The sequence below is a fragment of the Reyranella sp. genome (assembly GCF_017305915.1).
Taxonomy (GTDB): domain Bacteria; phylum Pseudomonadota; class Alphaproteobacteria; order Reyranellales; family Reyranellaceae; genus Reyranella.
Window position 1 is genome coordinate 183,821 of sequence record NZ_JAFKJN010000007.1, and the last position, 20,081, is coordinate 203,901.

General features: G+C 68.0%; 22 protein-coding genes and 1 pseudogene. 18 read left to right on the forward strand and 5 right to left on the reverse strand.

Translation table 11 applies throughout. The features are described from left to right. Positions 1–30 precede the first annotated feature (30 nt). Both J0J01_RS04435 and J0J01_RS04440 read left to right on the forward strand, forming a co-directional pair. Positions 31–921 carry a sterol desaturase family protein gene (locus tag J0J01_RS04435; RefSeq protein WP_296379001.1) on the forward strand — a complete coding sequence of 297 codons (891 nt, stop codon included), beginning with the start codon at positions 31–33 and terminating at the stop codon, positions 919–921. 55 nt (positions 922–976) lie between these two features. Further along, on the forward strand, positions 977–1,702 hold the full coding sequence (locus J0J01_RS04440) for an SDR family oxidoreductase (protein WP_296379002.1): 726 nt from the start codon (positions 977–979) through the stop codon (positions 1,700–1,702). A 291-nt stretch (positions 1,703–1,993) separates the two neighbouring features. On the opposite strand, the gene J0J01_RS04445 is transcribed toward J0J01_RS04440, so the two are convergent. Together J0J01_RS04445 and J0J01_RS04450 are read right to left on the reverse strand one after the other, a co-directional pair. Then, entirely contained in the window at positions 1,994–2,203 is a 210-nt protein-coding gene (locus tag J0J01_RS04445; protein ID WP_296379003.1) for a YMGG-like glycine zipper-containing protein, read from the reverse strand. A gap of 110 nt (positions 2,204–2,313) precedes the next feature. Further along, positions 2,314–2,904, reverse strand: a complete 591-nt coding sequence (locus J0J01_RS04450; protein ID WP_296379004.1) for an NAD(P)H-dependent oxidoreductase — start codon at positions 2,902–2,904, stop codon at positions 2,314–2,316. Positions 2,905–2,975: 71 nt separating this feature from the next. On the opposite strand from J0J01_RS04450, the gene J0J01_RS04455 reads away from it, so the two are divergent. Then, positions 2,976–3,287, forward strand: coding sequence for a type II toxin-antitoxin system RelE/ParE family toxin (locus tag J0J01_RS04455; RefSeq protein WP_296379005.1), 312 nt, complete (start codon positions 2,976–2,978; stop codon positions 3,285–3,287). 1 nt (position 3,288) lies between these two features. After that, positions 3,289–3,579: a NadS family protein gene (gene nadS, locus J0J01_RS04460; RefSeq protein ID WP_296379006.1), complete on the forward strand. Its 291-nt coding sequence runs from the start codon at positions 3,289–3,291 to the stop codon at positions 3,577–3,579. Here the strand turns inward: nadS and J0J01_RS04465 are convergent. Beyond that, positions 3,576–3,899 carry a hypothetical protein gene (locus J0J01_RS04465; RefSeq protein WP_365735927.1) on the reverse strand — a complete coding sequence of 108 codons (324 nt, stop codon included), beginning with the start codon at positions 3,897–3,899 and terminating at the stop codon, positions 3,576–3,578. The genes nadS and J0J01_RS04465 overlap by 4 nt on opposite strands. Before the next feature lie 25 nt (positions 3,900–3,924). Then, positions 3,925–4,782, reverse strand: a complete 858-nt coding sequence (locus J0J01_RS04470) for a branched-chain amino acid aminotransferase (RefSeq protein WP_296379007.1) — start codon at positions 4,780–4,782, stop codon at positions 3,925–3,927. Between the two features lie 42 nt (positions 4,783–4,824). Between J0J01_RS04470 and J0J01_RS04475 the strand changes: the two genes are divergently transcribed. From J0J01_RS04475 to J0J01_RS04540, 14 genes and pseudogenes are all read left to right on the forward strand, one after another. Then, complete coding sequence (locus tag J0J01_RS04475) at positions 4,825–5,682, forward strand: DMT family transporter (RefSeq protein ID WP_296379008.1); 858 nt, start codon at positions 4,825–4,827, stop codon at positions 5,680–5,682. 146 nt (positions 5,683–5,828) lie between these two features. Continuing rightward, complete coding sequence (locus tag J0J01_RS04480) at positions 5,829–6,260, forward strand: YXWGXW repeat-containing protein (protein WP_296379009.1); 432 nt, start codon at positions 5,829–5,831, stop codon at positions 6,258–6,260. Positions 6,261–6,363: 103 nt separating this feature from the next. Continuing rightward, a complete protein-coding gene (locus J0J01_RS04485; RefSeq protein WP_296379010.1) occupies positions 6,364–7,875 on the forward strand; it encodes an altronate dehydratase family protein in 1,512 nt (503 codons plus the stop codon). A gap of 191 nt (positions 7,876–8,066) precedes the next feature. Next, positions 8,067–8,273: a cold-shock protein gene (locus J0J01_RS04490; protein WP_296379011.1), complete on the forward strand. Its 207-nt coding sequence runs from the start codon at positions 8,067–8,069 to the stop codon at positions 8,271–8,273. A gap of 115 nt (positions 8,274–8,388) precedes the next feature. Further along, positions 8,389–9,789: an amidase gene (locus tag J0J01_RS04495; RefSeq protein ID WP_296379013.1), complete on the forward strand. Its 1,401-nt coding sequence runs from the start codon at positions 8,389–8,391 to the stop codon at positions 9,787–9,789. Between the two features lie 45 nt (positions 9,790–9,834). Then, positions 9,835–11,919 carry an adenylate/guanylate cyclase domain-containing protein gene (locus tag J0J01_RS04500; RefSeq protein WP_296379014.1) on the forward strand — a complete coding sequence of 695 codons (2,085 nt, stop codon included), beginning with the start codon at positions 9,835–9,837 and terminating at the stop codon, positions 11,917–11,919. Between the two features lie 25 nt (positions 11,920–11,944). Then, the gene (locus J0J01_RS04505) at positions 11,945–12,640 is read left to right on the forward strand and encodes a methyltransferase domain-containing protein (RefSeq protein ID WP_296379015.1); all 696 of its coding nucleotides are present in this window, start codon (positions 11,945–11,947) and stop codon (positions 12,638–12,640) included. Next, a complete protein-coding gene (locus J0J01_RS04510) occupies positions 12,637–14,277 on the forward strand; it encodes a transporter substrate-binding domain-containing protein (protein ID WP_296379016.1) in 1,641 nt (546 codons plus the stop codon). Before J0J01_RS04505 ends, J0J01_RS04510 begins: the two co-directional genes overlap by 4 nt. After that, on the forward strand, positions 14,274–14,903 hold the full coding sequence (locus tag J0J01_RS04515; protein ID WP_296379017.1) for an ABC transporter permease subunit: 630 nt from the start codon (positions 14,274–14,276) through the stop codon (positions 14,901–14,903). The genes J0J01_RS04510 and J0J01_RS04515 overlap by 4 nt, the downstream gene beginning before the upstream one ends. After that, positions 14,900–15,079 carry a hypothetical protein gene (locus J0J01_RS04520; protein ID WP_296379018.1) on the forward strand — a complete coding sequence of 60 codons (180 nt, stop codon included), beginning with the start codon at positions 14,900–14,902 and terminating at the stop codon, positions 15,077–15,079. Before J0J01_RS04515 ends, J0J01_RS04520 begins: the two co-directional genes overlap by 4 nt. Positions 15,080–15,181: 102 nt before the next feature. Further along, a pseudogene (locus tag J0J01_RS04525) lies at positions 15,182–15,901 on the forward strand (tripartite tricarboxylate transporter substrate-binding protein); the annotation flags it as partial. A gap of 2 nt (positions 15,902–15,903) precedes the next feature. Next, positions 15,904–16,290 carry a DUF1232 domain-containing protein gene (locus J0J01_RS04530; RefSeq protein ID WP_296379019.1) on the forward strand — a complete coding sequence of 129 codons (387 nt, stop codon included), beginning with the start codon at positions 15,904–15,906 and terminating at the stop codon, positions 16,288–16,290. After that, positions 16,287–17,147, forward strand: a complete 861-nt coding sequence (locus J0J01_RS04535) for an SDR family oxidoreductase (protein WP_296379020.1) — start codon at positions 16,287–16,289, stop codon at positions 17,145–17,147. Before J0J01_RS04530 ends, J0J01_RS04535 begins: the two co-directional genes overlap by 4 nt. Further along, positions 17,144–18,370: an adenylate/guanylate cyclase domain-containing protein gene (locus tag J0J01_RS04540; protein WP_296379021.1), complete on the forward strand. Its 1,227-nt coding sequence runs from the start codon at positions 17,144–17,146 to the stop codon at positions 18,368–18,370. The genes J0J01_RS04535 and J0J01_RS04540 overlap by 4 nt, the downstream gene beginning before the upstream one ends. Here J0J01_RS04540 and glgP read toward each other — a convergent pair. Then, complete coding sequence (glgP, locus tag J0J01_RS04545; RefSeq protein ID WP_296379022.1) at positions 18,362–20,056, reverse strand: alpha-glucan family phosphorylase; 1,695 nt, start codon at positions 20,054–20,056, stop codon at positions 18,362–18,364. The two genes, J0J01_RS04540 and glgP, sit on opposite strands and share 9 nt — an antisense overlap. Positions 20,057–20,081 lie beyond the last annotated feature (25 nt).

Genomic DNA, 20,081 nt, shown 5'->3' on the forward strand with positions numbered 1-20,081 from the left:
TCGTCGGACGCAAGCGTTATGGAGGCCTCCATGGATTCCCTCGCCAAGCTCTACATGGTGCTGTTTCCACTGGTGCTGGGCACCGCCCTGATCGAGGGCCTGTGGCAGAGCCGCACGCGCGTCGAAGGCTACGACTGGAAGGAGTGGGCGACGTCGCTCGGCGATGTCGCGGTGCGCAAGCTGCTCGCCTTCGCGCCGTTCGGCCTGGCCGCGCCGGTGTTCTTCTGGTTCTACGACCATCGCCTGTTCACGCTGTCGGTCGACACGGTCGGCGGCGTGCTGCTGCTCTTCATCGGCCTTGAGTTCGTCTACTACTGGTTCCATCGCGCCAGCCACACCGTGCGCTGGTTCTGGAACGCCCATTCGGTGCATCACTCGCCCAACCGCTTCACCCTGTCGGCCGCCTACCGGCTGGGCTGGCTGGGCAAGTTCACCGCCGCCAACCTCTTCTTCGCGCCGCTCGCGTTCCTGGGCTTCGAGCCGACGACCGTGCTGGTCGCGTTGCAGCTCAACCTGCTCTACCAGTTCTGGATCCATGCCGACTGGATCCCGAAGCTCGGCTGGCTGGAGGTCGTGCTGAACACCCCGTCGGCCCATCGCGTCCACCACGCGCGCAATCCCGAGTACCTCGACGCCAACTATGGCGGCGTGCTGATCGTGTTCGACCGGCTCTTCGGCACCTACATCGCCGAGCGTGACGACGCGCCGTGCCAATACGGGCTGGTGACGCCGGTCACCACCTACAATCCGCTGCGCATCAATGTCGACCCGTGGATCGGCCTGGCCAAGGACCTCGCGGGCGCTCGCTCGCTCGGCGAGGCCTGGATGTTCCTGTTCGGCCCGCCGGGTTGGCGGCCCGACGGCAAGGGCCTGACCACGAACGAGCTGCGCGCCGGCGTCACTCGGGCAGCCATGACTTAATCTCCTTTGAGCGGTCTCCTTCGCCCGCCCACAGTGCGGGCGAAGGAGACCGTCGATGCCGAAAGACAAGGTCTGCGTCGTGATCGGCGCAGGGGATGCGACGGGCGGTGCGATCGCCCGTCGCTTCGCGCGCGAGGGCTACACCGCCGTGGTCACGCGCCGCCATGTCGACAAGCTGCAGCATCTGGTGGCCGAGATCACCAGCGCGGGCGGCAAGGTCCACCCCTTCGGCTCCGACGCGCGTGACGAGGAGCAGGTGACGAAGCTGTTCCGGGAGATCGAGACCGAGATCGGCTGTATCGAGGTTTTCGTCTTCAACATTGGCGGCAATGTCCGCTTCGACATCCGCGACACCACGGCCCGCGTTTATCGCAAGGTCTGGGAGATGACCGCCTTCGCGGGCTTCCTGACCGCGCGCGAGGCGGCCAAGGTCATGGTGCCGCGCGGGCAGGGCACCATGCTGTTCACCGGTGCCACCGCCTCGGTGCGTGGCGGCCGCGGCTTCTCGGCCTTCGCCGGCGGCAAGCATGCGGTGCGGGCGCTGGCGCAGTCGATGGCGCGCGAGCTGGGGCCGCAGAACATCCATGTCGCGCACGTCATCATCGACGGCGCGATCGACACCGAATGGATCAAGGCCAATTTCCCCGAGCGCTACAACGCCGGGCCTGACGCCATCCTCAACCCCGACCACATCGCCGAGACCTACTGGCAGCTCCACCGCCAGCCGCGCAGCGCCTGGACCTTCGAGATGGACCTGCGGCCGTGGAAGGAGACCTGGTAAATCTGTCATCCCGAGCGCAAGCGAGGGATCTTTCCAGAATCCGAAAGATCCCTCGGCCTTCGGCCTCGGGATGACAGGGGTCAGCCCTTGCTGGCCGAGGCCTACAGCTTCTTCACGTGGTCGAGATGGGAGCGCAGCGTCGGCAGCACGTCGTTGGCGAACGGAACCCGTCGGTCGAGGGCGCGGCTGGGTTGGTTGCCGCCGCGGTCGACGGCGGGTCGACCGCGAAGGCCGGCGCCGCGGCGGCGAGAGCGACGAGAAGGATGGTGACCGAACGCTGCAGACGCTAGTTCAACGCCGCGGCGTCGTCGCAGCGCCGGCGCCGGCGCCGACCGCGCCGCCGATCAGGGCGCCGGTCAGCGGGCCCATGCCGGTCACGGCGCCGATCACCGCGCCCGAGCCTGCACCGATGCCGCCGCCAGTGACGGCGCGCTGGCCCCAGGTATCGCCGCAGGCGGTGGCGGTGAGGAGGATAGCGGCGAAGACGACGAAGTTGCGCATTTTCTCTTTCCCTTTGGGCTGACTAGAGGGGCAGCCCCTCTCATGGGAGCTGTACGAGTCACATTGAGACGGGAAAGGGGCGCGCGGGTGTGTCGAACTTGTGGCCGAATCTAGATATGCGCCACACGGCGCCGCACCCTCTCCAAAAAGGCGTGGCGGCTGGCATCGGTCGAATGGTCCATGTCGTAGTGCGCCATATAGAAAGTGCTGACGTCCCTGGCGCAGAGCGGCTTCATCCCGCGCATCAGCACCTTCTTGCCGGCATTGCCGGCAAACAGGGTGACGATCCACCACGGCGAGCCGTAGCAGGTCACCACGCCGAACAGCTTGATGTTGTGCAGCGCCGGGGTCAGGTGCCTGTCCTTCGGGTCGTAGTCGAAGGCGATGCCCGGCGCCCAGACGCGGTCGACCCAGCCCTTGAGCATGGCCGGCATCGAGAACCACCAGTGCGGAAAGCACAGGATCAGGCCCTCGACCGACTTCAGCGTCTCGCAGTAGCCGGCAACCGCGCTGCGGTCGTAGTCCTCCTGCATGTAGGTCTGCCGCTCGCGCTCGGTCATCGCCGGCTGGAAGCCCTCGCGATAGAGGTCGGTCGCGACGACGTCATGCCCGTTTCGGCGCAGCGTCTCGACGATCGCCTGGTACAGGGCGTGGTCGTAGCTCGAGGTCAGCGGATGGCAGTGGACGACCTGGATGCGCATCTTTCGGCAAACGCGTGGTCTTCGGTTCGGTTCCGATTTGAACTATACGCTCTTAGCGTATAGTATCTGGCGTGCTGTTCATCGAGACCGCGACTTTCACGCGTCAGATCGTGGCGCTGCTATCCGACAACGAATACGCAACGCTCCAGGCCTTCCTCGCGATCGATCCGGAAAGAGGCGATCTTGTCCGCGGTGGTGGCGGCATTCGGAAGTTGCGGTGGTCGGTACAGGGACGCGGCAAGAGTGGCGGCATTCGCGTGATCTACTATTGGGTCAAGCAGAACGGCCAAGTCCTGATGCTGCTGGCCTATCCCAAGGCGCGCAAAGACACGCTCACGGACGCGGAGACTGCGATGCTGAGAAAGTTGGTGAAGGAGCTGTGAGATGGACAAGAAGCTGTTCGCCGAGCTGGTGACGAGCCTCAAGGAGGCGGCTGCCATTTCGAAGGGCAAGGTGCGTCCATCGCGTCAGTTCCGTGTCGCTCCGCCCGACGCTAAGGGCGTGAGGGAGCGAATCGGCCTGTCACAGAGTGAATTTGCGCGATTGATGAGGGTCAGCGTCAGGACGCTCCAGAACTGGGAGCAACAGCGCTGCACGCCGACCGGTCCCGCCGCCGCTCTGCTGATGATCGTTGCGGCCGCTCCCGAGGTGGCGCTGAAGTCGCTCCACCGCTAAGGAAAGCTCGCCGTCACCTCGATCTCGCCGACGATGGCGGCATTGAAGGCCGAAAGCTCCTCGGCCGGGATCCAATATTCCTGGTACAGGCGGCCACCGGCAGTCTGGACCTGGTAGCGATCGAGGAATTCCTTGCGGACCTCGAAGCGCGTGACAAAGCCCGAGCCGCTCGCCGGCACGTTCCAGTCGCGCGCGATCTTGATGGCGTAGGCTTCGGTCGTCACTGGATAGAAGATCGGCTGCTCCGGCAGGCGCGGCGGAAACGCGCGCATGCCGCTCTGCTCGATCAGCGCCAGCTCCTTGGTCCGACCGGACGCCACAGGGTCACGGTCGGTCCCTCGGGCATCAGACTACCCGCTGGGTGCGCGACCAGGTCATGTAAAGCTCGTGCGCCTGGCGGGCGATCGGGCCGGGTTGCAGGTCGCGGCTTTCGTAGCGGCTGACCGGCTGGACCTTGCCGGCATTGCCGGTGGTGAAGAGCTCGTCGGCATCGTCGAGGTCGGCGGTCGACACCGTGCGCTCGTCGACGCGGAAGCCGGCGTTGCGCAGCAGGCTGACCGTGCGGTTGCGCGTGATGCCGGCGAGGAAGCTGCCGTTGGGCACCGGCGTCGCCACCACGCCGTCCTTGGCGAGGAAGATGTTGGAGCTGCAGGTCTCCGCCACGTTGCCCGCCGAATCGAGCACCACGCCGTTGTTGAAGCCGCGCTCCAGCATCTCGGCGACGCCGCGCGAGGAGTTGGGATAGAGGCACGACGCCTTCGCCATGGTCGGCGCGCTCTCCGGCGTCGGCCGGCGGATGGTGCGGCAGAGGCCGAGCGTCAGCGGCGTGCCGGCGCGCATCGGCGAGTGATAGACGCAGAGCAGGAACTGCGTCGACTCCGGATCGACCGAGATCGGGCCCGCGCCGCCCTTGGTCGCCCAGAACATCGGCCGCACATAGAGCTCGGCCTTGGGGCCGAAGCGGCGCACGCCCTCGTGCATCAGCTCGAGGATCTCCTTCGCCGTCCGGGTCGGCTTCAGGCCCAGCGCCTTGGCCGAGCGCACGACTCGTTCCGCATGGAGGTCGAGATCGGGACCGCAGCCCTCGAAGGCGCGGCCGCCGTCGAATACCATCGAGCCCAGCCAGAAGGCGTGATCGCGCGGGCCCAGGATCGCGGGGTTGCCCTCATGCCACGTGCCGTTCCAGTAGGTGAGCGTGTCCATTTCGTCCTCGGTCTCGGAAGCGGGCGGAAATAGCAGATTCCCATGAGCGCGGCAGCCCTCGCGCTGGCCGCGGCGGCCTGTTTTGCTTGGGGGCAGGTCCTCATCCAATTTGGCCTGCGCACCGTGCCGTCGTGGCGCTCACCGATCTACAGCATCGGCGGCTCGGCGGTATTGGCGTGGATTTTCGCGGTCATCTTCGTCGATTTCCGCCAGTTGAACCTCGAGGCCGCGCTGATCTTCGCGGGCGTCGGGCTGATTTTTCCGGTCGCCGTGTCGATGCTGTCGGTGCGCTCCAACGAGGCGCTGGGCCCGGCGGTGGCCTCGGCGGTCGGCAATGTCGCGCCGGCCTTCGCGGTGCTGGGCGCGATCCTGTTCCTCGGCGAGCGGCCCGGCGCGGGGCAACTTGCAGGCCTCGCGCTGGTGGTGATGGGCGTTGCATTGCTCGCGCTGCGGGGCGGCACCGGCGGACGGCAATGGCCGATGTGGGTGCTGGCGCTGCCGCTCTCGGCGGCGCTGATCCGCGGTGCGATCCAACCCGCGATCAAGACGGCGCTCGCGCTGTGGCATGAGCCGATGGCGGCCGCGGCGATCGGCTATACGACCTCGACCTTCATGATCCTGGTGATCGCCGGCCGGCGCGCCTGGCGGGTCGGGCCGGCGGACCGCCGCGGCGTGATGTGGTTCACGCTCGTCGGCGTGTTCAACGGCGCGGCGACCTTCCTTCTTTATGCCGCGCTGGGCTTGGGCTCGATCGCGCTGGTCGCGCCGCTGGTGGCGCTGTTCCCGCTGATTGCCGTCGTACTGAGTCTGCTGATACTGCGCGAGCGGCTGCCGCTCATGGGCCTGCTCGGCATCGCGGTCAGTGTGGCCGGTGTGATCGTTCTGCTTCTGCCCCTCTGAGCGTGGCGGAATCTGGGCACGGCCACGGCGCAAATACCTTTTTCGGCAGGGCACGCCTTGGGGGGGCGCCGCGTAATTCCCTGCACGAAGCGGAACCTCAAGACCGCCCTACCCCCCTCTCAAGAGGCTCCTCAAGGAGGTAAGTCATGATGAAACGTCCTCTGCTTACCGTTCTGGCTGCCGCCGCCGTGTCCATGTCGGCGCTGATCGCTCCGGCGATAATGGCGCCGGCGGCCGCGCAGAGCCTCACCATCCAGATCGGCACGCCGCCCCCGGCGCCGATCTACGAGGTGATCCCGGCGCCGCGCGCCGGCTACGTCTGGGCGCCGGGCTACTATCGCTATGACGGCGGCCGCTACGCCTGGACGTCGGGCCGCTGGATGGCGGAGCGTCCGGGCTACCGCTGGACCAACGACCGCTGGGAGCACGGCCCGAACGGCTGGCACCATGTGGCCGGCCGCTGGGACCGCAACGGCATCCCCGATTGCGCCGAGCGTAACCAGGCGTGGGGTGACCGCGATCACGATGGCGTCCCCAACACGTACGACCGTCGGCCGGACAACCCGTATCGCCGCTAATCGAATAGTCGCGTAAGGGAAGCGGGGCGCCGCGGGCGTCCCGCTTTCTTTTTGCGCGTCCTCGGTGTGCTAGACTGCGCGGGCAAGGGAAGGAAACAGGACAATGCCCGCACCGCTCACCATCCGTCTGCATCCCAACGACAACGTCGTCGTGGCGCGCATGGACATCCTGCCCAACACCAAGGTCGAGGGCGACGTCGCGGCGCTCACCCGCGTGCCGCCGGGCCACAAGATCCTGACCCGCGCCGTGAAGAACGGCGAGCCGCTGCGCAAGTACAACCAGATCATTGGCTTCGCGACCGATGACCTCGCGCCCGGCACGCACATCCACACCCACAACTGCGTCATGGGCGACTTCGAGCGCGACTATGCGTTCTGCGCCGACGCCCATCCGACCGACTTCGTCAATCCGCCGGCGACCTTCATGGGCTATCGCCGCGCCGACGGCCGCAGCGCCACGCGCAACTACATCGGCATCGTCACCACGGTGAACTGCTCGGCCGCGACCAGCCGCATGATCGCCGCCAAGCTCGAGCCGTTGCTGGCCGAGTATCCCAACATCGATGGCGTGGTGCCGCTCACCCACGGCGGCGGCTGCGGCATGGCGGCGTCGGGCCTGGAGATGGACGTGCTGCGCCGCACGCTCGCGGGCTACACGCGCCATCCCAACATGGCGGCCGTGGTGGTGCTGGGGCTGGGCTGCGAGACCAACCAGATTTCCGGCCTGATGGATGCCGAGGGCTTGAAGGAAGGCCCCAAGCTGATCCCGATGGCGATCCAGGACGAGGGCGGCGTGTCGAAGACCGTGATGCGCGCCGTCGGTTTCCTGAAGGAGCTGCTGCCCGAAGCCAACAACGTGAAGCGCGAGCCGCTGCCGGTGAGCGACCTGATCCTCGCGCTGCAATGCGGCGGCTCGGACGGCTACTCGGGCATCTCGGCCAATCCGGCGCTGGGCGCCGCGGTCGACCTGCTGGTCCGCCACGGCGGCACGGCCGTGCTGTCGGAGACGCCGGAGATCTATGGCGCCGAGCACCTGCTGACGCGCCGCGCGGTGAGCCGCGAGGTCGGCGAGAAGATCGTCACGCGCATCAAGTGGTGGGAGGACCACTGCGCCCGCACTGGCGGTGAGATGAACAACAATCCGTCGCCCGGCAACAAGGCGGGCGGCCTGACGACCATCCTCGAGAAGTCCTTGGGTGCAGTTGCGAAGGGCGGCACGACCAACCTGGTCGATGTCTACGAATACGCCCAGCCGATCACCGCCAAGGGCTTCGTCTACATGGATTCGCCGGGCTACGACCCGGTATCGGCGACCGGCCAGGTCGCGGGTGGCGCCAACGTCCTGTGCTTCACCACCGGCCGCGGCTCGGTGTTCGGCTGCAAACCGATCCCGTCGCTCAAGCTCGCCACGAACAGCGCCCTCTACCGCCGCATGACCGACGACATGGACATCAACTGCGGCGCGATCGTCGACGGCGAGGAGACGATCCAGGAAAGCGGCCGCAAGATCTTTGAACTGATTGTGAAAACAGCCTCCGGCCAGAAGACCAAGTCCGAGGCCCTCGGCATCGGCGACGACGAATTCGAGCCCTGGAAGATCGGTGCGACCATGTAGTTGCGAATCGTCTGCAACCTTGGACCGCGCCGGACGTTGTACCCCGGTGCGGCCCTACGACTTGCGAACTTGGCCCGGCCTCGGCGGCCCAGCCCCCTGCCTTCCCAAAATTCCGAGAGTTGTCGCGGTCGATGCAGCGAGCGCACCGCCGTTGGCGTTGTTGCTCGTACTAGTCTAAGGAGACGGTCAAGATGCCAACTGGTACTGTGAAGTGGTTCAACGCCACCAAGGGATTCGGTTTCATTCAACCGCAGGAAGGCGGCAAGGACGTCTTCGTTCACATCAGCGCCGTGGAGCGCTCAGGCATGAACGGCCTGAACGAGGGCCAGAAGATCAGCTACGAGATCGCGACCGAACGCGGACGCTCGGCGGCTGTCAATCTCAAGTCAGCCGACTAACAAAATTCGGGCATCTCGAATGAACGGCGGTATGGCTCGGCCATGCCGCCGCTTTCTTTTGCGGTCTCGCCAAGTCAGCCTCGCCAAGTCAACACGGCCAAGTCAACATGGCCGCATGTCCGCCGATCTGCACTATCTCGGCCTCGACGAGGTCGCCAAGCGTCTCAAGGCCCGCCAGCTCTCCTCCGTCGATGCCACCCGCGCGTTGCTCGAGCGCATCGACCGCCTCGATCCCGAGCTCAAGAGCTACGCTACCCTGACGCCCGACCACGCGCTGACCGAGGCGGCGGCGCGCGATGCCGAGACCGCGGCCGGCAGCTCGCGCGGCCCGCTGCACGGCGTGCCGATCGCGGTGAAGGATCTGTGCGAGACCGCGGGCGTGGCGACCGCCGCCGGCATGCTGATCCATCGCACCTACCTGCCGGCGCAGGACGCCACGGTAGTGGCGCGGCTGCGTGCCAAGGGCGCGGTGATCCTGGGCAAGCTGCAGATGACCGAGGGCGCGTTCGGCGCGCATCACCCGAGCGTCGTGCCGCCGGTCAATCCGTGGAACGCCAACTACTGGACCGGCGCGTCGTCGTCGGGCTCCGGCGTCGCCACCGCGGCCGGCTTGTGCTTCGCCTCGCTCGGCTCCGACACCGGCGGCTCGATCCGCTTCCCCAGCACGATGAACGGGCTCACCGGCCTGAAGCCGACCTGGGGCAGGGTGAGTCGCGCCGGCGTCTTCCCGCTCGCCGATTCGCTCGATCATATCGGCCCGATGTGCCGCAGCGCGCTCGACTGCGCGATCGTGCTGGGCGCGATCGCCGGCGCCGACGAGCGCGACCCGACGGCCGCGCCGCTGCCGGTGCCCGACTATGTCGCGACCATCGCCGAGGGTGTCGCCGGCAAGCGCATCGGTCTGCCGGTCAAGCTGACCGATCTCGACGCGGATGGACGGCGCGCGCTCGATGGCGCCGCGCAAGCGTTCGCCAAGGCCGGCGCGACCCTGCTCGACGTCGCCCTGCCGGCCGGGTTCGACGACTCGGCGCGCGACTGGGTGCCGCTGTGCGCCGTCGAATGCGCCATCGCGCACGACAAGACCTACCCATCGCGCGCCGCCGAGTACGGCCCGGTGCTGGCCGGCCTGATCGATGCCGGCCGCCGGCTGTCGGGCCTGGAGATGGCGCATCGGCAGGTCCGCCGCATGGCGATCACCGGCGCGCTCAACAAGCTGCTCGCCTCGGTCGACCTGCTGCTGATGCCGGTGATGCCCAAGGCGACCTGGTCGCTGCAGGGGCTGGCGGCGGCCGGGCGCGACCCTGACGCCGTCGCCGCACGGTTGCGGTTCACCGCGCCGTTCGACATGAGCGGCCATCCGACCCTCACCCTGCCGGGCGGCATGACCGCGGACGGCGTGCCGGTGGGCTTCCAGATTGTATCAAAGGCTTTCGACGAGGCCGGAATCCTCGCCGCCGGCTATGCCTTCCAGCAAGCGACCGATTGGCACTCCCGGCGACCGCCGCTGGACGCCTGATTCACGCCTGCTGTACCATGCCGGCTGGGGAGCAGCGACGGTCGGATGACCCAAACTTTCAGGCCAAGTCTGCGGCTGAAGCCGAGCATCCTGACGCTGTTCGGCCTGCTGACCGTCCCGGTGCTCGCCGTCATCATCGTCGTCAATTACGTCGCCAGCGACCGCATCGCCCGGGTCAAGGGCCAGGAGCTGGTCGAGCGCTTCCGGCTGGAGGCGATCGACAGCGTCCGCGAGATCTTCGACCCGATCAAATCGATGGTCCGCGTCGCCGCGTCGCTCGGTGACCAGCAGAGCGAGTTCTACACCGACAACGGCTCGATGAAGTATTTCGAGACGATCCTGCAGCACAGCCCGAGGATCGTCTCCGCCTATGTCGGCCTGAATGACGGCCAGTTCCGCCAGGCCCGCCGCCTCTCGCCCGAGGCGGCGCTGTTCGGCAAGCAGGTGCCGGCCGGCACGCGGTTCTCCTACCATTGGCTGGAGTATCCCAGCGGCGGCAGCGCGGTCGACCACAACGTCTTCCTCGACGCCCAGGGCCGCGGCCTCGGCAAGCAGGAGGCGCCGACCTCCTACGATCCGCGCAACCGCATGTGGTACCGCGCGACGGTCGAGGCGAACGGGCTCTACATCACCGATCCCGACGTCTTCGCCACGCTCGGCCTGATCGGCTTCACCGTCGCCCAGCCGTTCACCAAGGAGGGCGAGGTGAGGGGCGTGGTCGCCATCGACATCACGCTCGACGGCCTGTCGGAATACATCGCCGAGCACAAGGTCAGCCCCAACACGCTGAGCTACGTGCTCGACCAGGACGGCCGCGTGCTGGCTGCGTCCGATCTCTCCAAGACCTACACCGCCGACAAGGGCAAGGTCGACCTGCGCCACATCAGCGATCTCCAGAACGAGCTGCCGGCGCTCGCCTACGGCGCTCATCCGCGCAACGGCGGCGGCAACCTCTACGGCTTCACCTATGGTGGGCGCGAGTATTTCGCGAGCCTCTCGACCCTGCCGCCCGATTTCGGCAAGCGCTGGCAGCTCTTCATCGTCACGCCGGTGTCCGACTTCACCGGCGCCTACGACAAGAACAACCGGCTGCTGCTCGCGGTCGGCATCGGCGCGACGGCGCTCGCGCTCACCGTCATCTACTTCCTGTCGGGCATGCTGTCGGCGCCGCTCGAGCGGCTGGCCGCCAAGGTCACGCAGATCCAGGAGCTGAACGGCGGCGAGCCCCTGCCGCTGGTGCGCTCCAAGGTGCGCGAGATCGACGTGCTGGCGCGCGCCATCGACACGCTCGACTCGGCGGTGAAGTCGTTCGCCTCGTTCGTGCCGGTCGGCCTGGTCAAGGAGCTGCTGACGACCGACGCCAAGACCCAGCTCGGCGGCCACAGCCGCTTCCTCACCGTGCTGTTCTCCGACCTGCAGGATTTCTCCAGCCTGTCGGAGCGCATCCCGACCCAGCTGCTGCTGAAGCGCGTATCGCAGCACCTCGACCTGGTGATCCGCTCGATCAACCAGGAGCACGGCACGATCGACAAGTTCATGGGCGACGGCGTCATGGCGTTCTGGGGCGCGCCGGCGCTGCTCGAGGACCATGCCTTCCGCGCCTGCGTCGCGGCGCTGCGTGTCCAGCGCGGCATGGACGAGCTGAACGCGCAATGGGAGGCCGAGGGCGCCGAGCCGCTGCGCGTGCGCATCGGCATCCATTGCGACGCCGTGCTGGTCGGCAACATCGGCTCGCGCGAGCGCATGAGCTACACCGTGCTGGGCGACGGCGTGAACGTCGCAGCGCGGCTGGAGGGTGTGAACAAGGAGTTCCGCACCACCATTTGCATCAGCCACGCCACCTTCCGCGAGGCCGGCGAGTTCCTCTGCGTGCGGCCGATCGCCGAAGTGACGGTCAAGGGTCGCCGCGGTCTGGTGCCGATCTACGAGTTGCTGGGGGCGTACGGCGCCGGACCGGAGCTCGAGCCGAGCCCGCAGGCGCTGCGGCTGGCCGAGCTGACGCGGGTCGCGCACGCCGCCCTGTTGCAGCGCGACAATGCCTGCGCGATGGCGGGTTATCGCGCGGTGCTCTGCGAGTTTCCGGACGATCCGGTGGCGCAGGTCATGATAGAACGCCTGACGGCGGGATGAGCGGGGAGGGCCGACGGGGAGGGGGATGAACGACGGATCTGAGATGGTGTTGCGTGGCCCCATAAAGGCGCTGCGCCCCAGCGAATACACGTCGGCGCTGATCCAGGCGCTGCGGGACGAGCCGGACAGGGTCCGGGGCAGGAACGTGCTCGAGATCGGCTCGGGCAGCGGCGTGGTGCTCGCCGTTCTCGGCTCGCTCGGCGCCGCCTCGGTCTGCGGCATCGACATCGAGCAGGAGGCCATCGAGGCCGGCATCAATCTTCTCGCCGACCTCGGCCACGATAATGCGGAGTTCCATCTCGGCGACATGTGGCTGCCGGTGGCCGGGCGGCGCTTCGACCTGATCGTCGCCAACCTGCCGAACTCGCCCCATCCGCAGGTGCCGATCTCGGGCCGCCCGCCCAACTGGAGCGCCGGCGGTTACGACGGACGGCTGCTGGTCGACGCCTTCATCGCCGCCCTGCGGACGCACCTCGTGCCCGGCGGGCGGGCGCTGATGACCCACAACTCCTACATCGGTCTCGACCAGTCGCGCGAGGCGGCTCACGCGAACGGCCTGTCGTTCGATGTGCGCCTCTCGATCCTGGTCTACGTGCCGGAGGAGAAGCTCGCGCTGATGACGCCGAGCATCGTGCAGGCGGCGAAAGGGCAGTCGCTCCACAGCTTCGGCCCGTACACCTTCGGCGAGATCCACATCGTCGAGCTCGGCGCGCCGGCATGAGGCTGCGGGTCCTGGCGCGCCTGCTGCTGGCTGTTGCGGCGCTGCTGGCGCCGCTGGCTGCGGCGCGCGCCGAGACGCCGGACGAGGCGCTGGAGGCGCTGCTCACCGAAGCGCGGCAGCAATGCGCCCAGCCGTCCGACCGGCTCGAGAAGATCCTGTGCGGCAAGCGCCTGCGGGTCGGCGTGCGCGATTACTATCCGCTGTTCGGCGTGCGCGAAGGCGGCATCCATGTCGGCTTCGAGCCCGACATCGCCCGCGCGCTCGCCGAGCGCTTCGGCGTCGAAACGGACTTCGTGCGCGTCAATGCCGCCACGCGCATCCCGCTGCTCGGCGAGGATCGCATCGACCTGATCCTCGCGACCATGGGACACACGACGCAGCGCGACGGCCAGCTCCGCTTCATCCGGCCGCACTACTACCAGTCGGAGACGGTAGTGGTCGGACCCAAGGCGCTCCGGATCGGCGACTGGAACGACCTCGCCACCCGCACGATCTGCGTCACCGTGGGCAACGTGTCGAACGCCCAGATGGTCTCGCACAATACCCGCCTCATGCTGTTCGACGAGGCGGGCGTGCTGCCGGACCGGCTGAAGGACGAGACCTGCACGCTCGCCGCGCAGGACGACAGCTTCTTCGCCTTCTATTTCACCGATCGGGCCTTCGCCGAGCGCTTCGAGCCGAAGTTCGGCTTCGCCCAGGTGCCATGGGGCATGGGCGTGACGAAGACCGGCAGCGACAAGCTCGCCCGCGCGCTCGACCTGTTGAGCCAGATCTACCATCGCGACGGCACGTTCCTGCAGATCGCCCTCAAGCACCGCATCCGCACGGTCTTCCTCGAGGACCAGCAGCGCATCTGGCAGCGGCCCGACTGCAACACCGCCGACGGCAGCGGCAACGACGCCTGCGTCCTGCCGGCGCTCAACCTCGAGCTCAAGCCGACGCCGTTCGCCGCCTCGGTCACGGCGTTCGAGGACTGGGTCGAGAAGCGGCTGGGCATCGACATCACCCTGCCGATGCTCAAGACACAGTCGGCCTACTCGCTGTTCCTCAATGGCGTCGCCAACTCGCTGATCCTGATCGCGGGCGCGCTGGTCGCGACCTTCGCCTTCTCGATCCTCTTCGGCTTCTCGCTGGGCTCCGACTTCAAACCGCTGCGCCGGCTCGCCTGGCTGGTCACCATGACGCTGCAGTCGTCGCCGATCGTGCTGACCCTGGTGATCGCCGCGGCCTTCGCCCATGCGCTGCTGCCCTATTCGGCAGCCGTGGCGCTCGGCGCGTCGATCCTGGCGCTCGGCCTGACCAACGGCAGCAATGCCGGCCAGGCCGTGTCGGAGGCGGTGATCAGCCTGCACCACGAGGGCGGCGAGAAGGGCATGACCCTGTTCGTGCACGCGCTCCGCCGGTCGGCGACCTCGATCGTGGCCTTCCTGATCAACGCCGCCAAGGGCACGCCGGCCGCGAGCTTCATCGGCGCGCCGGAACTCCTGGGCGCGCTGACCGACGTCAGCTCGTTCTCGAGCGGCCGCGCGACGATCTACTGCATCGTCCTGATTTTCTACACCGTCGTGGTCATGATCGTCGTCTGGGCCTGCGGCTGGCTGCGCGCCTGGCTCGAAGGCCGGCAGGTGCCGGCATGAAGCTCTCCGACATCTGGGCCGAGTACGTGCCGGCGCTGCTCACCGGCATGGTGACCAACTTCGAGATCTCGATCATCGCGCTGCTGCTCGGGCTGGTGGTCGGCGCGCCGTTCGCGGCGATGCGCTTCTACGGCGGGCGGCTCGCCATCGCCGTCTCCGCCGTCGTGATCTCGCTGATGCGCGCGGCGCCGACCTTCGTGGTGATGTTCTTCCTGTTCAACGTGCTGCGCGACGTCACCGTGTTCGGCGTCAAGCTCCAGATGTCCGGCATGATGACCGTGGCGGTGTCGCTGGTGCCGTACGCCGCCGCCTACACCGCCGACGCCGGCGTCGAGGCGCTGCGCCAGTGGGATCGCGGCTCCCATCTCGGGGCGCTGCTCTTCCTGCCCAACATCACCCGCGCCTTCTTCGTGATCGTGATGGCGTCGGGCGCCGCCGCCGCGATCGGCGTGCCCGAGGGCATCTCGGTGATGGTGCGAGAGGCCGCCCTGTTGCCGACCCTGGGCGACCGGCTGATGGTGTTCGCCGTCGGCATCGTGCTGTTCGGCGTGCCCCTGCAGCTCGGGCTCGCCCTGATGCGCTGGCTGCAGCGCGAGCTCGGCAGGCGTATCGTTCGACTTGCGTGAGGCGTTCCATGGAGACCCTGCCGTCCCGTCGCGGCCTTTTGCTGGGCGCGACGCTGTCGCTCGCCGCGCCGCACATCGCTTCGCAATACGTCCGGGCCCAGAGCTTCCCGAGCAGGCCGATCAAGCTGGTCGTGCCCTATTCGCCGATCACGCCGCCGACACCACGGCGCGCCTGATCGCGCCCAAGCTGCAGGACGCCTTCGGCGAGACCGTCGTGATCGACAACCGGCCCGGCGCCGGCGGCGTGATCGGCGACGACGCGGTGGCGAAGGCAGCCCCCCGACGGCCACACCTTGCTGATCGGCGCCTTCGCCCACGCGGTGAACCCGTCGCTGCTGCCCAAGATGCCGTTCCGGACGCCGGACGACTTCGCGCCGATCTCGCTGCTGGTGACGGTGCCCGAGCTGATGGTGATCACGCCGTCGCATCCGGCCAAGACCGTCGCCGAGCTGGTGGCGATGGCCAAGGCGCAGCCGGGCAAGCTGTTCTACGCCTCGTCGGGCAACGGCAGCGCCCAGCACCTCGCCGCCGAGCTGTTCAAGCTGCGCACCGGCACCGATATCGGCCACGTGCCCTACAAGGGCGGCGGCCCGGCTGTGGCCGACGTCGCCGCGGGCCACGTGCCGTTCTACTTCGGCAACATGTCGGCGGCGCTGCCGCAGGCCCGCGCCGGCCGCGTGCGGTCGCTCGCCGTCACCAGCCCGCAGCGCTCGCCCGCCGCGCCCGACGTGCCGACCCTGGCCGAAGCCGGCGTCGAGGATTGCGAGATCTCCGAATGGAACGCGCTGCTCGCGCTCACCGGCACGCCGCCTGCGGTGCTCGAACGCCTGCATGCCGAGGTCGCCAGGGTCATGCGCATGGACGACATCAGGGCGAAGTTCGCCGATCTCGGCGCCGAGGCGATCGGCTCGACGCCGGCCGAGCTCGCGACCTTCCTGCGCGCCGAGATGGCCGAGTGGGCCGAGGTCGTGAAGGCCGCCAACATCAAGGTCGAGTAGCGATGCTGGCGCGCGTCCGGCAGTGGGCGCGCGCAGTCAAGCGCGACGTCGTGGCGATCTGGATCGCCGCCCACGACCCGCGCGTCCCCTGGCTCGCCAAGCTGATCGCCGCCGCTGCCGCCGCCTATGCGCTGAGCCCCATCGATCTCATTCCCGACGTCATCCCGGTCCTGGGCTATCTCGACGACCTGATCATCGTGCCGCTCGGCATCCTGCTGGTGGTCCGGCTGATCCCGCCCGGCCTGATGGCCGAGTTCCGTGCCGAAGCGGAGCGCCGGGCCCTGTCGCCGAGCTACGCCGGCGCGGCGGCGATCCTGCTCGTCTGGGCGATCGTGCTCGCCCTGGCCGTTCGATGGCTGTGGCCTGACCTGATATCCTTCCTCCGATGACCTACAACTCCATCTTCAAGCCCGGCCTGTTCGCTAGGCAGACCATCGTCGTCACCGGCGGCGGATCCGGCATTGGCCGCTGCACCGCGCACGAGCTCAAGGCACTGGGCGCGCGTCTCGCCCTGGTCGGGCGCACGCCCGAGAAGCTCGCGCAGGTGAAGGAGGAGCTGGGCGACCCCGACACCTTCACCTTCGCCGCCGACCTGCGCGAGGAAGCCGAGGTGAAGGCGGCGGTCGACGGCGTGCTGGAGTGGGGCGGCCGGATCGACGGGCTGGTCAACAATGCCGGCGGCCAGTTCCCAGCGCCGCTCAAGGACATCTCGCTCAACGGCTGGAACGCGGTGATCCGCAACAACATGACCGCGACCTTCCTGATGTCCAAGGAAGTCTACCTGCGCTGGATGGAGGCCAACGGCGGCGCGATCGTCAATGTCGGCGCCGATTTCGAGCTCGGCATGCCCGGCATGGGCCACAACGGCGCGGCGCGTGCGGGCCAGGCCAACATCACCCTGACCGCTTCAGTCGAATGGGCCCATTCGGGCGTGCGGGTGAACTCGGTGATCCCGGGCTTCATCGCCTCGTCCGGCCTCGACCGCTATCCCGAGCGCGCGCACGACGTGCTGCGCAACGTGAAAGGCAAGGTGCCGCTGAAGCGCCACGGCACCGAATCGGAGATCGCCGGCGCCATCGTCTATCTGCTGAGCCCGGCGGCGGCCTACGTCACCGGCATCTCGCTGCGCGTCGACGGCGGTCTGCACAACAACGCCAAGTCCAACTTCTACGAAGTGCCCGACCACGACCGTTCGACGCCGTTCAACGGCTTTCCGCTCTATCGCACGCCCAAGGTCCTGGAATGAAACAAGCCGGCCTGTCGCGCGCCGCCGGCACCCTGCTCGACTGGGCGGGGCAGGTCGGGGCCGATCCGCGCGACAGTCCGGAGACGGCGCTGCAGAAGCAGGTGGCGGTCGCCCTGTGCGTCGGCACGCTGCCGCTCACCGCGCTGTGGAGCGCCATCTACTTCGTCGCCGGCGTGCCGCTGGCGGCCGCCATCCCGGCCTTCTACACGCTGTTCACGCCGCTCAACACCGCGCTGTTCGCCTGGACGCGCAACATCGGTCTCTACCGCTTCAGCCAGCTCCTGATCATCCTGCTGCTGCCCTGGCTGGTGATGCTGGCGCTGGGCGGCTTCGGCCCGTCGAGCATGGTGATCATCTGGGCCACGCTCTGTCCGCTCTGCTCGCTGCTGCTCGAGGAGCTGCGGCAGACCATGCTGTGGATCGTCGGCTTCCTCGTCCTGCTGGTCGCCGGCGCGCTGCTGCAGCCCTGGCTCGCGCCGCCGGGCCTGCCCGAAGCGTTCGTCACCTGGTTCTTCGTGCTCAACATCGGGGCGGTGACCAGCATCATCTTCGGCCTGCTCTACTACTTCGTCCGCCAGCGCAATTTCTTCCAGGAGCGGTCGGAGAGCCTGCTGCTCAACATCCTGCCCAGGGACGTCTCGGAGACGCTGAAGCGCGAGCAGCGCACCATCGCCACGCATCATCCGGCGGCCAGCATCCTGTTCGCCGACGTTGTGAACTTCACGCCGATGGCGGCGGCGATGACGCCGCTCCGCCTGGTCGAGCTGCTGAACGAGGTCTTCCACTGCTTCGACGGCCTGGTCGACCGCTACGGCGTCGAGAAGATCAAGACCATCGGCGACTGCTACATGGTTGCCGCGGGCGTGCCGGTGGAGCGGCCTGACCATGCCAGCGCGCTCGCCAGCCTCGCCCTCGACATGCAGGCGGCGATCGACTCGCGGACCTTCGGCGGCCGGCGGCTCGCCTTCCGTATCGGCATCAACTCGGGGCCGGTGGTGGCCGGCGTGATCGGCCGCAAGAAGTTCATCTACGACCTGTGGGGCGAGGCGGTGAACCTCGCCAGCCGCATGGAATCGCACGGCCAGAGCGGTACCATCCAGATCACCCGCGGCACCTTCGAGCTGATCAAGGACGAGTTCGATTGCCGGCCGCAGCTCCCGATCATGGTCAAGGGCGCGGGCTACACCGAGGTCTGGCACATCGCCGGCCGTCGCTCAGCGTAGATAGGCCTCGGCGGCGTAGCGGCGCATCATGCGCTGGCTGTGGAAGCGGCTGCCGATACGGGCGATGCACTGTTTCATCAGCCAGATCCAGCGCGGCCGGTCGTTGTACCAGGTCGGCAGCACCGCGGTCTCGAGCTTGTCGTAGAGATTGGTGGCGTGATCGGCGGCGGGGCTGCCGTCGTCGCCGATCGACCAGCCGGTGACGCCTTCCTCGCACGCCTCCGACCACCAGCCGTCGAGCACCGACAGGTTGGGCAGGCCGTTCAGCGCCGCCTTCATGCCGCTGGTGCCCGAGGCCTCCATCGGCGGCACCGGCGTGTTGAGCCAGACGTCGGCGCCCGAGACCAGCAGCTTGGCGACGTTCATGTCGTAGGCTGGCAGGAAGGCAATCGGCACGTGCTTGGCGAGCGCGCGGGCATGGGCATGGATCAGCTTGATCATCGCCTTGCCGTCGCGGTCGTGGGGATGGGCCTTGCCGGCCATCACGATCTGGAACGGATGCTTGGCCGCGATGGCGCGCAGCCGCTCGAGGTCGCTGAACAGCAGGTCGGGCCGCTTGTAGCCGGTCATGCGGCGGGCGAAGGCGAGGATCGGCTGGTCGCTGCGCAGGCTGATGCCGACGCGCCGCCGCGTCTCGTCGATCAGCGCCGCCTTCGCCTCCTCGTGCGCCGCCCAGACCTTGTCGTCGGGCAGTCGGTCGGCGCGGATCAGCATGTCGTGATCGTGCGTCCATTCCGGCGCCACCTGCTGGAACAGCTCGCCGAACCGCGGATGGGTCCAGGTCGGCGCATGCACGCCGTTGGTGATGGCGTGGATGCGATAGCCCGGGAACATCTTGCGCGTCGTCTCGGCGTGGCGCACCGCGACGCCGTTGACCCAGTCGCTGAGATTGAGCGCCAGCCGCGTCATGTTGAGCACGTCGCGCCCGGCGAGATGGCGAAGCTGGTCGAGTTCGAAGAACTCGCCCATCACCTGCTTCACCAGCTCGTAGGGGAAGCGGTCGTGCCCGGCCTCGACCGGCGTGTGGGTGGTGAACACGCAGCATTCGCGCACCGGGTCGAGGTCGTAGGACAACGGTCCCTCCGACGGCCGCACCGAATTGCGCGGATAGCGGCGCAGCAGGGCGAGCGGCAGCAGGGCGGCATGGCCCTCGTTCAGGTGATAGGTCTCGATCTCGAAACCCAGCGCGCGCAGGATGCGCTCGCCGCCGACGCCCAGGATCACCTCCTGCTTCAGCCGCAGCGTCGAATCGCCGCCATAGAGCCGGTCGGTGATGACGCGGTCCTCGGGCTCGTTGGCCGCGAGGTGCGTGTCGAGGAAGATCGTCGGCACCGCGCCGCCCAGCGACGAGGTGTGGATGTGCAGCCACGGGCGGATCCACACCGAGCGCCCCTCGATGCGCACGGCGACTGCGGCATCGAGCGGGATGGTGCGGCCCTCGAGGTCCCACGGATCGGGATGGTCGATCTGGATGCCGTCGGGGCCCAGTTCCTGGCGCAGGTAACCCTGGCGGCTCGCCAAAGTGACGAACACGATGGGCAATCGCAGATCGGCGCAGGAACGGGCGGTGTCGCCCGCCAGCACGCCGAGCCCGCCCGCGTAGGTGCGGATCAGCGGGTCCAGCGCGATCTCCATGGTGAGGTAGGCGATCCGGCTGTGGGCCAGAAACGGATCCAGTGGTGACATTTACGCTTGTCCTTCTTGGTCGCGG

Bases quoted from the DNA above. Each gene is read 5' to 3' on its own strand.
- J0J01_RS04450 (WP_296379004.1), bottom strand. From the start codon at position 2,904: ATGCGCATCCAGGTCGTCCACTGCCATCCGCTGACCTCGAGCTACGAC.
- J0J01_RS04485 (WP_296379010.1), top strand. From the start codon at position 6,364: ATGCCCGCACCGCTCACCATCCGTCTGCATCCCAACGACAACGTCGTC.
- J0J01_RS04470 (WP_296379007.1), bottom strand. From the start codon at position 4,782: ATGGACACGCTCACCTACTGGAACGGCACGTGGCATGAGGGCAACCCC.
- glgP (WP_296379022.1), bottom strand. From the start codon at position 20,056: ATGTCACCACTGGATCCGTTTCTGGCCCACAGCCGGATCGCCTACCTC.
- J0J01_RS04435 (WP_296379001.1), top strand. From the start codon at position 31: ATGGATTCCCTCGCCAAGCTCTACATGGTGCTGTTTCCACTGGTGCTG.
- J0J01_RS04445 (WP_296379003.1), bottom strand. From the start codon at position 2,203: ATGCGCAACTTCGTCGTCTTCGCCGCTATCCTCCTCACCGCCACCGCC.
- J0J01_RS04480 (WP_296379009.1), top strand. From the start codon at position 5,829: ATGATGAAACGTCCTCTGCTTACCGTTCTGGCTGCCGCCGCCGTGTCC.
- J0J01_RS04500 (WP_296379014.1), top strand. From the start codon at position 9,835: ATGACCCAAACTTTCAGGCCAAGTCTGCGGCTGAAGCCGAGCATCCTG.
- J0J01_RS04535 (WP_296379020.1), top strand. From the start codon at position 16,287: ATGACCTACAACTCCATCTTCAAGCCCGGCCTGTTCGCTAGGCAGACC.
- J0J01_RS04505 (WP_296379015.1), top strand. From the start codon at position 11,945: ATGAACGACGGATCTGAGATGGTGTTGCGTGGCCCCATAAAGGCGCTG.
- J0J01_RS04440 (WP_296379002.1), top strand. From the start codon at position 977: ATGCCGAAAGACAAGGTCTGCGTCGTGATCGGCGCAGGGGATGCGACG.
- J0J01_RS04515 (WP_296379017.1), top strand. From the start codon at position 14,274: ATGAAGCTCTCCGACATCTGGGCCGAGTACGTGCCGGCGCTGCTCACC.
- J0J01_RS04540 (WP_296379021.1), top strand. From the start codon at position 17,144: ATGAAACAAGCCGGCCTGTCGCGCGCCGCCGGCACCCTGCTCGACTGG.
- J0J01_RS04490 (WP_296379011.1), top strand. From the start codon at position 8,067: ATGCCAACTGGTACTGTGAAGTGGTTCAACGCCACCAAGGGATTCGGT.
- J0J01_RS04530 (WP_296379019.1), top strand. From the start codon at position 15,904: ATGCTGGCGCGCGTCCGGCAGTGGGCGCGCGCAGTCAAGCGCGACGTC.
- J0J01_RS04475 (WP_296379008.1), top strand. From the start codon at position 4,825: ATGAGCGCGGCAGCCCTCGCGCTGGCCGCGGCGGCCTGTTTTGCTTGG.
- nadS (WP_296379006.1), top strand. From the start codon at position 3,289: ATGGACAAGAAGCTGTTCGCCGAGCTGGTGACGAGCCTCAAGGAGGCG.
- J0J01_RS04495 (WP_296379013.1), top strand. From the start codon at position 8,389: ATGTCCGCCGATCTGCACTATCTCGGCCTCGACGAGGTCGCCAAGCGT.
- J0J01_RS04510 (WP_296379016.1), top strand. From the start codon at position 12,637: ATGAGGCTGCGGGTCCTGGCGCGCCTGCTGCTGGCTGTTGCGGCGCTG.